Source organism: Allomuricauda sp. R78024 (assembly GCF_044596045.1).
Classification (GTDB): domain Bacteria; phylum Bacteroidota; class Bacteroidia; order Flavobacteriales; family Flavobacteriaceae; genus Flagellimonas.
Map to the genome: position 1 here is coordinate 3,462,150 of NZ_CP138995.1, position 13,570 is coordinate 3,475,719.

Annotated in this window: 15 protein-coding genes; 9 read left to right on the forward strand and 6 right to left on the reverse strand. The window is 35.5% G+C overall.

What is annotated here, in order from left to right; all coding sequences use genetic code 11:
* The first annotated feature begins 151 nt into the window (after window positions 1-151).
* The 7 genes from SJY44_RS15640 (at window position 152) to SJY44_RS15670 (ending at window position 6,546) form a co-directional block, all read left to right on the forward strand.
* Complete coding sequence (locus SJY44_RS15640) at window positions 152-718, forward strand: RNA polymerase sigma factor (RefSeq protein WP_298931189.1); 567 nt, start codon at window positions 152-154, stop codon at window positions 716-718.
* The gene (locus SJY44_RS15645; RefSeq protein ID WP_298931186.1) at window positions 715-1,473 is read left to right on the forward strand and encodes an anti-sigma factor; all 759 of its coding nucleotides are present in this window, start codon (window positions 715-717) and stop codon (window positions 1,471-1,473) included. Before SJY44_RS15640 ends, SJY44_RS15645 begins: the two co-directional genes overlap by 4 nt.
* A gap of 75 nt (window positions 1,474-1,548) precedes the next feature.
* Window positions 1,549-1,758 carry a membrane or secreted protein gene (locus SJY44_RS15650; protein ID WP_298931183.1) on the forward strand — a complete coding sequence of 70 codons (210 nt, stop codon included), beginning with the start codon at window positions 1,549-1,551 and terminating at the stop codon, window positions 1,756-1,758.
* 35 nt (window positions 1,759-1,793) lie between these two features.
* Window positions 1,794-2,354, forward strand: coding sequence for a sigma-70 family RNA polymerase sigma factor (locus SJY44_RS15655; RefSeq protein ID WP_298931180.1), 561 nt, complete (start codon window positions 1,794-1,796; stop codon window positions 2,352-2,354).
* A gap of 60 nt (window positions 2,355-2,414) precedes the next feature.
* On the forward strand, window positions 2,415-3,290 hold the full coding sequence (lipA, locus tag SJY44_RS15660) for a lipoyl synthase (RefSeq protein ID WP_299169638.1): 876 nt from the start codon (window positions 2,415-2,417) through the stop codon (window positions 3,288-3,290).
* 26 nt (window positions 3,291-3,316) lie between these two features.
* A complete protein-coding gene (gene gap / locus SJY44_RS15665; protein WP_298931174.1) occupies window positions 3,317-4,327 on the forward strand; it encodes a type I glyceraldehyde-3-phosphate dehydrogenase in 1,011 nt (336 codons plus the stop codon).
* A gap of 44 nt (window positions 4,328-4,371) precedes the next feature.
* A complete protein-coding gene (locus SJY44_RS15670) occupies window positions 4,372-6,546 on the forward strand; it encodes a response regulator (protein ID WP_396590428.1) in 2,175 nt (724 codons plus the stop codon).
* On the opposite strand, the gene lpxK is transcribed toward SJY44_RS15670, so the two are convergent.
* A complete protein-coding gene (lpxK, locus tag SJY44_RS15675) occupies window positions 6,543-7,538 on the reverse strand; it encodes a tetraacyldisaccharide 4'-kinase (RefSeq protein WP_396590429.1) in 996 nt (331 codons plus the stop codon). The two genes, SJY44_RS15670 and lpxK, sit on opposite strands and share 4 nt — an antisense overlap.
* A gap of 48 nt (window positions 7,539-7,586) precedes the next feature.
* Here lpxK and SJY44_RS15680 point away from each other — a divergent pair, with 48 nt between their 5' ends.
* Window positions 7,587-8,681: a Nif3-like dinuclear metal center hexameric protein gene (locus SJY44_RS15680; protein ID WP_396590430.1), complete on the forward strand. Its 1,095-nt coding sequence runs from the start codon at window positions 7,587-7,589 to the stop codon at window positions 8,679-8,681.
* A gap of 3 nt (window positions 8,682-8,684) precedes the next feature.
* Window positions 8,685-9,464 carry a C4-type zinc ribbon domain-containing protein gene (locus SJY44_RS15685; RefSeq protein WP_298931165.1) on the forward strand — a complete coding sequence of 260 codons (780 nt, stop codon included), beginning with the start codon at window positions 8,685-8,687 and terminating at the stop codon, window positions 9,462-9,464.
* 74 nt (window positions 9,465-9,538) lie between these two features.
* Here SJY44_RS15685 and SJY44_RS15690 read toward each other — a convergent pair whose 3' ends face one another.
* The 5 genes from SJY44_RS15690 to SJY44_RS15710 all read right to left on the reverse strand — a co-directional run bounded on the left by SJY44_RS15690 (window position 9,539) and on the right by SJY44_RS15710 (window position 13,485).
* Window positions 9,539-10,888 carry an FAD-dependent oxidoreductase gene (locus SJY44_RS15690; protein ID WP_396590431.1) on the reverse strand — a complete coding sequence of 450 codons (1,350 nt, stop codon included), beginning with the start codon at window positions 10,886-10,888 and terminating at the stop codon, window positions 9,539-9,541.
* A 294-nt stretch (window positions 10,889-11,182) separates the two neighbouring features.
* Window positions 11,183-11,731 (reverse strand): ATP-dependent Clp protease proteolytic subunit, encoded by a 549-nt coding sequence (locus SJY44_RS15695; protein WP_298931158.1) that lies wholly within the window; start codon window positions 11,729-11,731, stop codon window positions 11,183-11,185.
* An 80-nt stretch (window positions 11,732-11,811) separates the two neighbouring features.
* Complete coding sequence (locus SJY44_RS15700; RefSeq protein ID WP_298931156.1) at window positions 11,812-12,642, reverse strand: mechanosensitive ion channel domain-containing protein; 831 nt, start codon at window positions 12,640-12,642, stop codon at window positions 11,812-11,814.
* 24 nt (window positions 12,643-12,666) lie between these two features.
* Complete coding sequence (locus SJY44_RS15705; RefSeq protein ID WP_298931153.1) at window positions 12,667-12,855, reverse strand: hypothetical protein; 189 nt, start codon at window positions 12,853-12,855, stop codon at window positions 12,667-12,669.
* Window positions 12,856-12,858: 3 nt separating this feature from the next.
* A complete protein-coding gene (locus tag SJY44_RS15710; RefSeq protein WP_298931150.1) occupies window positions 12,859-13,485 on the reverse strand; it encodes a sigma-70 family RNA polymerase sigma factor in 627 nt (208 codons plus the stop codon).
* Between the last annotated feature and the right edge of the window lie 85 nt (window positions 13,486-13,570).

Genomic DNA, 13,570 nt, shown 5'->3' on the forward strand with positions numbered 1-13,570 from the left:
AAAATTGTATGTACTTATCTAAGTATTCTTTCTTTATCTTGCATTTAAACGCTAACAAATAATCCTTTTCCTAATTTAGCGTTGTTGTATATACGATATAAACGTTATTTTAGATTTTAGCCCCCTAAAATTTTACCCTAACGACCCATAAATGAGTACACTAATCGAGAAACATATTGTTTCATTACTTGCTGAAAAAGATGATAAAGCAATATCACTTTTATATGATAACTATGGAGATACTCTTTTTGGTGTGGCCTATAAAGTTGTTAGAGATGAGGATTTGGCACAAGATGTTCTTCAAGAAAGTTTCATAAAAATCTGGAAAAAAGCAGATTCTTACGATCCATCCAAAGCAAAACTTTTCACATGGCTGTTTCGCATTACAAGAAACACAGCGATAGATAAGTTAAGAAGTGTTAACAATAAATCAGACAAAGAAGTCCAAATAGACGTTTCAGACGTATATAATCTAGGAGTAAACGGCATAAGGCCAGAATTTATGGATGTCCAAGATAACTTGGAGAAAATAGAGTCCAAATATCAAATCGTTTTGGAAGCTCTTTTTTTTCAAGGAATGACGCAGCAAGAAGCAAGTGAAGAGTTGGATATTCCACTGGGAACAGTTAAATCAAGATTAAAAATTGGTTTAAGGGAACTTGGTAAGATTTACGGTACAACAATGACTATACTTCTATTGATAATTTTATTACCATGAAAGAAAAAGTAAAAATATTCTTGGATTCCGATATACTGGAAAAATATCTTTTAGGGGATACTTCTAAAGAAGAAAACCTTAAAGCAGAAAGGTACATCACTATGTATCCTGAAGTAAGGGAAACTTACAATGAGCTTCAAGATAACTTGGAAGCTTTTGCTAAGACATATGCTAGAAAAACACCTGAAGGTCTTAAGGAGATTATTCTTCACAGTGCTAGAAAAGAGCAAGTTGCAAGTAAAAAATTCTTCCGTTATGCAATTGCGGCCAGTGTGGCCATAATGATATTTGCTGGCTCTTCATACTTTTTCTGGAATCAAAGCAAAAGTCTTCAAGAAGAAAATACTTTGGTTACCAACCAAATGAAGTCTTTGGAGGAAAACATGAAAAATCAACTGGAAGATGTTAGAAACCAGTTTATCGTTCTTAACAACCCAGGTACTAAAAGATATAATGTAAAAGGTAAAATGGAAGCTAAAGAGCTTAAGGCCGTAGCTTACATAAATCCAGTAAAAAAACTTTCCTATATCAATGTTAGTAATGTGCCCAACCTTCCTGAAAACAAATGTTTTCAAATGTGGGCAGAAGTAAATGGAGAGTTGGTCAATTTGGGTGTCATCAAACAATTTGATGATAAAAATAAACTCTTGGCGCTTCCATATGCAGAAAATGCAATAGGATACATTACCATTGAACCAGAAGGAGGCAATACCTCACCTACAGTTCAAAATATAGTGGCCAATATCACTTATTAAACACTACCTCTAAAGTATCCTTAAACTTCGGTTCCTTTAAACAGGTATTTTGTAACTTTGTCCAAAAGTTGGAATATGAAGCTCGCATTATTGACCATAGGTCTATTAGGACTTGCATTTGCCGGAATTGCCATTAAAATATGGTCTAAAAAAGATGGTAAATTTGCTGGCACCTGTGCAAGTCAGAATCCTTATTTAAATAACGACGGAGAAGCTTGCGGGTTCTGTGGAAAACTTCCATCTGAACAAGACTGTAAAAAGGACTCTGTTCCAGAATTACAATAGCTCATTTTTAATACCCACTCTGCAAAATAAAGTTTTTGAACAAAGTTGAGCAGTCCATTCAGGAGAACATAAAAAAGGCAATAGATGGTAATCAAATTGCCTTTAGCATACTTTTGGATACTTTTTGGAACGATGTTTATGGATTTCAGCTCACTAGGACTAAAAACGAAAATGATGCCGAGGATATTACAATCAGAACCTTTTCCAAGGCTTTTGATAAGATAAATACCTACGATGATGCCTATGAATTTAAGACGTGGCTCATTACTATTTCCAAAAATCTTCATGTAGACCTTATCCGAAAAAGAAAAAGAAGCCTTTTAGATGAAATGGATACCCATGGTGACGTTGTAAAAAAGGTTTTGGATGAAACACCTTCTGTAGAAGATCAATTAATTATAGAACAAAATCTTGCCAATCTTTTACAAGACATTAAAAAATTAAAACCTCACTATCAAAAAGTCATCAACCTTAGATATTTTAATGAATTGAGTTACGCAGAAATAGCAAAAGAACTCAATGAACCCATAAACAATATCAAAGTAAAACTTTTACGGGCCAAAAAACTTTTAGCAGAGATTATCAAAAAAAAGTGAGGCCATCACAAGAAGTTCTTTCCTTCCTAGTTTCGTATCTTTGTAAATCAAATTTCTTTTATGAGCACAGCTGTTATAGACAATGTTCTACCACCAAAAGGAAAACCAAAATGGCTTAGGGTAAAGCTCCCAACTGGTAAAAAATATACGCAGTTAAGAGGCCTTGTGGACAAGTATGACCTGCATACTATTTGCACCTCAGGAAGTTGCCCTAACATGGGAGAATGTTGGGGTGAAGGAACAGCTACTTTTATGATTTTAGGAAACATTTGTACTCGTTCCTGCGGATTTTGTGGAGTTAAAACGGGAAGACCAGAGAGTGTTGACTGGGCAGAACCTGAAAAGGTGGCTCGTTCCATAAAAATTATGGAGATAAAACATGCGGTGGTCACCTCGGTAGATAGAGATGATCTAAAAGACATGGGATCTATTATATGGGCAGAAACCGTAAAGGCCATTAGAAGAATGAACCCAGAAACCACTTTGGAAACTCTTATTCCTGATTTCCAAGGAATTGAAACCCATTTAGATAGAATTCTAGAGGTTTCTCCTGAGGTCATTTCCCATAATATGGAAACCGTAAAGCGGCTTACAAGAGAAGTACGCATTCAAGCTAAGTATGAAAGAAGTTTGGGTGTTTTGGATTATCTCAAGAAAAATGGTGCCAGCAGAACTAAATCTGGTATCATGCTGGGTCTTGGCGAAATGGAAGAAGAGGTAATACAGACCATGAAGGACCTAAGAAAGGCTGATGTTGATGTAGTTACAATAGGTCAATATTTACAGCCATCGAAAAAACATTTACCGGTAAAGGAATTTATACTACCCGAGCAGTTTAAAAAATATGAGGAAATAGGTTTAGAAATGGGCTTTAGACATGTAGAAAGCGGTGCCTTGGTTCGCTCTTCCTACAAGGCTCATAAGCATATTCACTAGCCACATACCCTACCTATTATTATCAAATGAAACATGTTAACATTGGCATAAACGGCTTTGGACGTATTGGAAGAACACTGTTTAGGTTACTTCAAAACCACTCCAATATAAATGTTGTGGTCATTAATGATTTGAGTGATGCCCGAACATTGGCACATCTTTTAAAATATGACAGTATTCATGGCACTCTCAATGTCAATATAGGTTCTAGTGAGAGTGACATCATTGTTGATGGCAAAAAGGTCAAGGTATTAAACCACAATAATCCGCAAGAGATTAATTGGAAAGCATACGATGTAGATATCGTAGTTGAAGCATCAGGGAAATTTAAAAAGAGAGCGCATTTAACACAACATCTAGAAAATGGTGCTAAAAAGGTCATCCTGTCCGTTCCGCCTGAAGATGACGACATTAAAATGGTGGTAATTGGAGTAAATGAAACACAGATTGGACCAGATGACCATATCATCTCCAATGCTTCATGCACAACCAACAACGCAGCTCCCATGATAAAGGTAATTGACGAGTTATGTGGTATAGAACAAGCCTATATTACCACGATCCATTCCTATACTTCCGATCAAAGCCTTCATGACAGACCACATAGAGATTTAAGAAGGTCTAGAGCGGCCGGACAGTCCATTATACCCACAACAACAGGTGCTGCAAAAGCGCTAACAAGGATTTTTCCGCAACTATCAGATGTCATTGGAGGATGTGGCATTCGGGTTCCCGTGCCAAACGGCTCATTGACAGACATAACGTTCAATGTTAAAAAAGAGACCTCAATTGAGGAAATAAACCATACTTTTGAGTATTATGCTAATAATCAACTGAATAATATACTTCAGTATACCGAAGACCCCATTGTTTCTATAGACATAAACAATAGTTGTTATTCTTGTACGTTTGATTCATTAATGACCTCCGTTATTGGAAAAATGGTGAAAATCATTGGATGGTATGATAATGAAACTGGATATTGCTCCAGAATTGTTGATTTAATAGCTTTACTTATAAAGAAAAACTACGTTTGACGTCAAATACAATATATAAATGTGTTTGCAGCATAAAGTTAATTGTGCTGTACATTTTCCTTTGCACCCAAGTCTCTTATGGGCAAAAAGATATTAGTTCTACCACAAAAGTACAGTCCATTTTTGATGAGTTTATGGTCTACAGGCATCAAAACAAAGTAGATAAAGCCCTGGAAACTTTAGATCAAGCCGCAAAAATTGCGGAAAACAATGAAGATGCAAAGCTTCTGTTGGATACCTATCATCAATACGCAAGGTTGTTTTTGGAAGAAGGCGATAGAGAAACCACAATTTTCTATTGGGATCGAGCAAGTATTCTGTTAAAAGACCTCTCCTATTCATTTGGGCAAGCTTTCCACAATTATTTGGAAGCCGCGGTACGTTTTGATGAAGGAAACAATTTTCAGTCCCTAAAGCTTTTAGAAGAATCAAGAAAGTTGAGCAACAACAGGAATTTAAGCAACAATATTCTATTGCTTGAAGCGTACATATATACCAATATTGAAAAATATGAGGATGCCATTAAGAACTTACATGCGCTTATAGTTAATTCAGATGATAAAGAAAGAGCATATCTAGCGACCAAGGCAAACCTGCAGCTTGCAAAAATAAGCCTCGACTTGGATGACTTGGAAGAAGGAATTATTCATTCTAAAGCTGCACTTGAGCTTGCTGAAAAACATAGTTATTCCAAAGAGATAAAAATAGCCAACGAGAGACTTTCCATTATCTATGAGAGAATTGGCAGCTATGATGAATCACTTCGTTATAAAAAGAGCCTGGAACAGATTAAGGATTCTATTTTCAATATTGAGAAAGTAAAATTAGAGGCCACAACTGCGGATAGAATTAGGTTTGAGCATCAAATGACCGAAATAAATAAGCTTACTGCTAAAAATGAGGAGTTAAGTGAATCTAAAAATCGTTCAGAGATCACTGCCATACTTACTTCCGCTTTCTTAACCATTATCTCATTATTGGCAGTATCCCTTTTTAGAAATAATCAAATTAAGCTTAAAACAAACGATTTATTATACACAAAAAATAAAGAGTTGGAGTTGGCAAGAGACTCGGCGGTTTCTGCTATGGAGGCTAAAACCAATTTTTTATCTACGGTTACGCATGAGTTGCGCACACCACTATATGCAGTAACTGGGCTTACGCACTTGTTGTTGGATGAAGACCCGGCAGAACATCAAAAAGAACATTTAAAATCTTTAAAGTTTTCAGGTGACTACCTTTTAAACTTCATTAACGATATTCTACAAATCAACAAAATAGATGCAGAAAAACTTGAACCCTTGAACATTGAGTTCAAACTGCAAAAAGTTCTTACAGATGTTGTGGATTCATTAAGACAGAATGCAAATGAAACTAATACCAGCTTAATTTTAGATTACGACACAAAAATTCCGAAGCACCTTCTAGGTGACCCCATAAAATTATCTCAAATATTCATGAACCTTATGGGAAATGCGCTAAAGTTCACCAAAGACGGAAAGGTAGAAGTTATAGCCAAATTATTGAACAAGGACGAGGAAAACGTAAAGCTATACTTTGAGGTAAAAGATAATGGTATTGGGATTTCCGAAGATCAACAGAAAAATATTTTTGACAGTTTTGAACAAGGTTCTGTTCAAATAAATAGAGAATACGGTGGAACAGGTTTAGGGCTAACCATTGTAAAGAGTTTGCTAGGTCTTTTTAATAGCAAAATAAACTTAGAAAGTGAACTTGGCCACGGAAGTTCCTTCTTCTTTGAAATGGACATTAAATGTGATACCAATGCAATGGATGAGGTTTCCTTTGAATTAGATCCGGAAGAATTTGAATTTAAGGGATTACATATTTTGATTGTGGAAGACAACAAAATAAACCAAGTAATCACCAAGAAAATGTTAACCAAAAAGGAGATTACCTGTGATATTGCAAACAATGGCAACGAAGCTATAGATATGGCCAAGGCAAATACCTATAATGCTATTCTAATGGATATTCATATGCCCGGAATAAGTGGTGAAGAAGCTACCCGTCAAATAAGAAAATTTGATGAAGAAATTCCCATTATCGCCTTAACGGCTATTTCTTTGGACGACAGTTTGGACAGCTTTTATGAAGCTGGCTGTAATGATGTAGTAACCAAACCATTTAAGCCAGAGGTATTCTACCAGAAAATTGGAGAGAACATCTTTAGAAAAAAGATGGAGGGTCAAGTCTAAATCAATTCAATCACGGCCTTTTTCAATACCTTATGATCTTCATCTGAAAAATGATGGGCCACTTCCAAATAATAAAGATTCTCAACTTTACCTTCTAACCTAACAAAGTCTTTTTCAGTGGTCAGCACTACATCATAGTCTTTAAATTGACGTATTTCTTGATCCGAGAAATAATGATGATCGCTATACTCAAAATGTTTGAATTCCAAACCAAGATTGATTAGATAAGAAACTAAGGGTTTGGGAAAAGCTATTCCAGTGACCAATGCAACCTTTTTACCATTTAGCTCAGAACGCTCAACACTTCCCTCTGCATTTTTAAAGCTATTGGCATACTTAAAATGGCAAAAAAGCACTTTTTGATTATTTGATGGTTTCAACTTTTGTGAAATGGAGGTTTTTTCATCTTCCAATAAAGATTCAGGGCATTTTGTAACAATAATGATATCTGCTCGCTTTGACTCCTTTTTACTATCTCTAAGGTTTCCTGTTGGCAAATACCAATCGCTGAAAAACAAATTGTCATATGCCGTTAATAAAATAGAAAAACTAGGTTTTACCTTTCTATGCTGAAAAGCATCGTCCAAGAGAATAACATCTGGCTTGACGGTACTTTGAAGTTTAGTAATGCCATTTCTTCTATCCGCGTCAACCGCTATTATGGCCTGCGGAAATTTTTTAAACAACTGAAAGGGTTCATCACCCAAATCCTCTACTGAGCATTTTTTATCAGCAAGCAAAAAACCTTTAGACTTTCTTTTATAGCCCCTACTTAAAACCGCTACCTTTTTATCACCAATTAATCGAATTAAATATTCTATCATTGGTGTTTTACCAGTGCCACCAACACTCAGGTTACCCACGCATATAGTAGGCGTTTTATACCTTACAGATTTGAAGAATCCAATATCATAAAGAAGATTCCTTACATAAACGACCAATGCATAAATAAAAGAAAATGGAAATGCTATTTTCCGAAGCAGTTGCAGCATATAGCGAAAATATAATATTTTATCTTTAGCAACATTAAGAAACATCAAATGACCGTAAAGGATATTACAAAAATACTGGAAGAACTTGCTCCATTGTCCCATGCAGAAGAATTTGATAATGTAGGATTACTGGTTGGCAATTATAACATGAATGTAAAAGGCGTTTTAGTTACTCTGGACACTCTTGAAAATGTTGTGGATGAAGCTATTAAGAAGGACTGCAATATGATTGTGAGCTTTCATCCCATCATATTTAAAGGGCTTAAAAAACTAACTGGAGCTAATTATGTAGAAAGAGTAGTTTTAAAGGCCATAGCCCATAATATTGCCATTTACAGCATGCATACGGCCTTGGACAATAGCAATATGGGGGTAAATGCTAAAATCTGTGAGGTCTTGGGCATTCAAAATCCAAAAATTCTTATACCAAAAAAAGGAACAATCAAAAAATTAACCACTTATGCCCCAATAGCTAATGCCGATGCTGTTAAATCTGCTTTGTTCAACGCTGGGGCCGGAGAAATGGGGAAATACAGTAATTGTAGCTTTAGCACCAATGGTGATGGTAGTTTTAAGGCAGGGATTGATGCCAATCCAACAATTGGTAAAATAGGAGAAACCCATTTTGAAAAAGAAGTGCAAATCAATATGATTTTTTCCTTTGAAAAAGAAAAATCCATCGTATCAGCCCTTTTTGAAGACCATCCTTATGAAGAAGTAGCATATGAAATAGCCACTTTAGAAAATACCAACCAAAATATTGGTATGGGAATGTATGGGGTTCTTGATACTGAAATGGATGAAAGCACTTTTCTTCAAATGGTTAAGAAAAGAATGAATGCTTCCGTTGTTAGACACTCCAATTTGCTTGGTAAAAAGGTAAAAAAGGTAGCGGTACTAGGTGGTAGCGGTGCATTTGCAATTTCCGCGGCAAAAAAAGCAGGTGTTGATGTTTTTATTACTTCTGATCTAAAATATCATCAGTTTTACGAAGCGGAGGGTCAATTGGTACTAGCAGATATTGGGCACTTTGAAACTGAGCAGTTTACAAAAGACTTATTAGTTGATTATCTTATCAAAAAAATTCCTAATTTTGCAATCTCGTTATCGGAAAGTATAACAAATCCCATCAAGTATTTATAATTTATGGCGAAAAAAAAGGAAAACACCGTTGAGGAAAAATTAAGAGCGCTGTATGATTTGCAGTTAATTGATTCTCGGGTTGATGAAATACGCAATGTAAGAGGTGAATTGCCTCTAGAAGTTCAAGATTTGGAAGATGAAGTATTGGGTCTTAAAACCCGTATGGACAAATTGAAAACGGATGTAGAAACTGTAAATTTTGAAATTGCAGCTAAGAAGAACCTCATTGAAGAAGCCAAGACGCTTATTAAGAAATATGCTGAGCAGCAGAAGAATGTAAGAAACAGTCGTGAATTTAATTCTTTGAGCAAAGAAGTTGAATTCCAAGAATTGGAAATTCAATTGGCTGAAAAAAATATAAAGGAGTTCAAGGCCCAAATAGATCAGAAAAAAGAGGTCATAGCAGACACCAAAGAGAAATTATCAGAAAGAGATGGCCACCTAAAGCACAAGAAAAGTGAGTTGGATGCTATTCTTGCCGAAACCGAAAAAGAGGAAAAGGCACTTTTGAAAAAATCTGAAGAGTTTGAAGAAAAAATCGAAGAGCGTTTGATACAGGCTTACAAGAGAATTCGCCATAACGTAAAAAATGGTTTAGCTGTTGTTCCTGTAGAGAGAGGAGCATCTGGTGGTTCTTTCTTTACTATACCTCCGCAAGTGCAGGTAGAGATTGCTTCAAGAAAGAAAATCATTACTGATGAGCATAGTGGAAGGATTTTGGTAGATCCACAGCTTGCAGAAGAAGAACAAGTAAGAATGCAAGGAATGTTCGCTAAAATCTAGAAACATTTTTTTTCTAAAAAGTATAAGCCACCTTTTCAGGTGGCTTTTTTTATTTTATTTCCTATGAATTAAGCTTAGGTACTGGAAAGTAATTCTATCATTTTTTTCTCTACCTCCTCAGAATCCCATTTCGTTTCAATATCTGATAACTTCATGATTTCTTGCATGATTTTCTCTTGCTCATCCCCTATTGCCAAAGCCTCGGCATAAGGTCTTTCTGAAAATGTGACCCTACTATACACGGGAATCCATTTATCTGGATGCTTCGCAGCAAATCTTTTTTCAATTTTCTTTTGCAATAGAAAGTTTGGACTAGCAGTCTTACTGCTCATTTCAATAAAATTTCTATAACTAAGTTCCGCTATTGCATCAGCATTGGGTTTTCTATTTGTCTGGTATTTACTAAATATAACCTCCCAATCATCTCCATAGGTTGTCATTAATTCATCCAACTCATAAATGTCTTCAAAGCCAGCATTCATTCCTTGCCCATAAAAAGGAACAATGGCATGTGCAGAATCACCTACTAAAGCCACCTTATCCCAATAAGTCCAAGGATAACATTTCATGGTAACCATGGCACTTGTTGGGTTCTTAAAAAAATCTCCCGTCAAATTCTCAATCTCCTTTTTAACATTGGGAAAATAAGTTTTAAAGAAAGCCTTTGCCTCTTTTTCAGTGGTAATATTTTCAAAAGAAACTTCGCCCTCAAAAGGTAGAAACAATGTACAGGTAAAACTACCATCAATATTGGGCATTGCGATAAGCATGAATTTTCCTCTAGGCCAAATATGGAAAGAGTTTTTATCCAGTTTATGGGAACCGTCCTCATCTGGGGGAATAGTAAGCTCTTTATAACCAACATCTATAAAGTCCTGAGAATAGTCAAACCTACTTCGACGTTGCATTTTATGCCGTACTCTGGAAAAAGCGCCATCACAACCAAAAATTAAGTCGTATTGATATTCTTTCCATTCGCTCTTTTCTGATTCTCCCGTAAATATCTTAGCATCAGATAGGTTAATATCCCAAACTTTTTCATTGAATCGAAAAATAGTTCCAGCTGCTTCAGCTAAATCAATCATTTTTCGATTTAAAATACCTCTTGAGATGGACCATATGGCTTCTCCTTCCTTGCCGTATTTTTGAAAATATACTGGCTTATCATTTACATGCATAGCCCTTTTGTTTAAAGGAATTGCAATGTTTTTGATGCTGTCCTCCAAACCTACTTTTCTAAGTGATTTCCAGCCCCTATTACTCATGGCCAAATTAATGGAACGTCCAGAAAAATCAATTGTCCTAATATCGGGCCTTCTGTCAAAAACTGTAACGGAATGCCCATGTCTTTTTAAATAAATGGCTAAAAGCGAACCCACCAATCCAGAACCGATGATGGCAATATTTTTAGGAGTTTGTGTCATACATGCCCATAAGGCCAATTCTAGTTAAATAGTAAAAATAAGAAATTTCAAAACTTGCTCATTAGTCCTTAGTAAATAACAAAATAGGAGTTTGCAGTCCTAACTCTATGGTAAACAACAAAAAGGGCGTTAAAAACTTAAAACTTTGTGGTTTTTTTAACAGTAGATCGCAAGCTTTTGGTACTAAAGTTGATGTATATAAAGTAAATATTCCGCTTAGGCGTCCATATATATGCAAAAAGTCCTTCACAAAAATTGTGAAGGACTTTTTCCCTTTTATAATATGTTTAATGATTATTCTAAAATTCCATCTACAATACCATACTTGACAGATTCCTCTGCTCCCATCCAGTAGTCGCGATCAAAATCTTTCATTACTTTATCATAATCTTGTCCGCAGTTATCGGCCAATATTTTTGCCCCAAGTTCTTTGGTTTTAATGATTTCCTTAGCTTGGATTTCAATATTCGAAGCTTGCCCCCTTGCACCTCCACTTGGTTGGTGAATCATTACACGGGCATGGGGCTGTATAAACCTTCTACCCTTCTCGCCTACTGATAACAAAATAGAACCCATGGATGCGGCCAAACCAGAACAAACGGTAGACACCGGGCTCTTTATTTGCTTTATTGTGTCGTAAATAGCGAAACCAGAGGTTACATATCCACCCGGACTATTGATAATCAATTGAATTTCCTTGTTGTTTAGTAAATCCAAATAGAGTAAACGGTCAATAACGTGCTTTGCAGAATCATCATCTACCATTCCCCACAAAAACACTTTACGTTCCTCTAATAATTTTTCTTGGACTAACTCTTGAACCTTGCCTTTTTTTGAACTCATTTTTTATTTGTTGAAAGTTTCAAAATTAATCAAATTCTAAGGAAGTTATAGTCTTCATGAATCTACTTGTTCAAATAAAATTATTTTGTTTTTATCTCGACCTTTTTTGATACCACCTCTTTAATAGGAATTACAAATTTTCCAGTCTTGGTCAACAATGTCAATGTATTATTTTCTATTGCTTCTATTGTCCCTTCATTTTTGCCAATTACAACTTTATCACCCACTGCATACGTTCTTCTTGTATAAAAAGAACGCAACAGGTCTGTAATAATGTCTCGGGAACCCAGCCCCAATCCAATTGCGAATGCCAAAAGGAACGACCCCAAAATTAAGGTGATGTTGTTGGTAATAATTGTAGTGTCAATACCCGCTTGGTTTAGCGCAGTTATAGAAATAAAAATTACAATAATGTAAAACAACATATTACTTACTAAATTAGATCCTCCAAATTCCAAGGAATCGAACAATTTTTTTACCGTTGTTTTGATAAAATTCCCAATATAAAGTCCAATCATCATCAACGCCAGAGCACTGAACAATCTTGGCAGATAGCGTAAAAGATTCCCTATTTCTGTAGAAATGATTTCCCAACTGAGTATATCTGCTGCAACTATCAAGAACACTAGGAGCAACAACCACTTAACAAAACCAAGAATCACTTTAATAATATCAATTTTAAAATCTCCCTTTCCAAAAAGGTCCATCTCATTGATTTTATCACTAAGCGTATCCATTTTAGCAAGTTTTAAAACCTTACCCAAAACAAAAAGAACAATTTTGGTAACTAACCATCCTACCAAAAGAATAATTAGTGCCCCAACAATTTTGGGCAACGCCAATGCCACATCTCTGCCCATTGCAGCTAGGGAATCAAAGGTCAAGTTCTTCCATTCGTTAATTGTTTCCATATCTATAGTTTTATACTGTTGTTTTTAATTGTTTCCTGATGTTCTAAAAAGCTTTCGCAAAGCTGACCCAATATTAAAAGAGAACAGGGAAGCCAAGTCCATAATCAACTTTGCTGCTGCAATATCGTTCATTACCTTTTTCTTCATTCCAGGAGGTACCTCTCTCAATGAGGCCTCTAACTCCCTAAACGGATTTCTTTTTTTCTTTGCCATCTATTATAAGGTATTATAGATTTCCAATAGTTTCTCTTTTGCCCTTTTTAAGCGCATTTTCACCGCACTTTCTCCAAGTTCCATCAATGTCACCAGATCTTTTATCGAGGCTCCATCTTGATATTTTAACAACAAAATGGATTTGTCTTCCGCAGATACCAGTTCTAGTGCTTCTTTTAGCTTATTAGCCTTCATTTCGAACAGGCTATCATCTGGCACTTCAACGATTAACTTATGTTCCGAATTTTCAACTGGAACAGACTTATCACTCATTTTGCGCTGCTTGTTCCTGTTTACATAGTTCACACAAAAGTTATATGTAAAGGAATATAGCCAGGTAGAAAACTTGGACTTTCCCTTGAACATTTTCAACTTAATGAACAATTGTAGAAAAACATCTTGAGTTAAATCCTCTGCCTCGTCCTGTGATCTGGCAAATCCATAGCATTTGTTATAGACCATTTTTCCGTAACGATCGTACAACTTACCAAATAACATAGGGTTGTTGTTTGCAACAATTCGTTCTACCAATTCCTCATCAGATAAATGAGCATATGGGTCATCTGCTTCCAAAGATTTCTTATCTAGGTTATTTATAAGAATTAGAAACAGCCTTTTTAGAAAAGTCACTTGAAACGTTTTTTAGGTCCTATTAAATTCTTTGTAGAATCGTTGAACAAGATAATTTAAAATGAGAGTATATTTGAACTAAAAT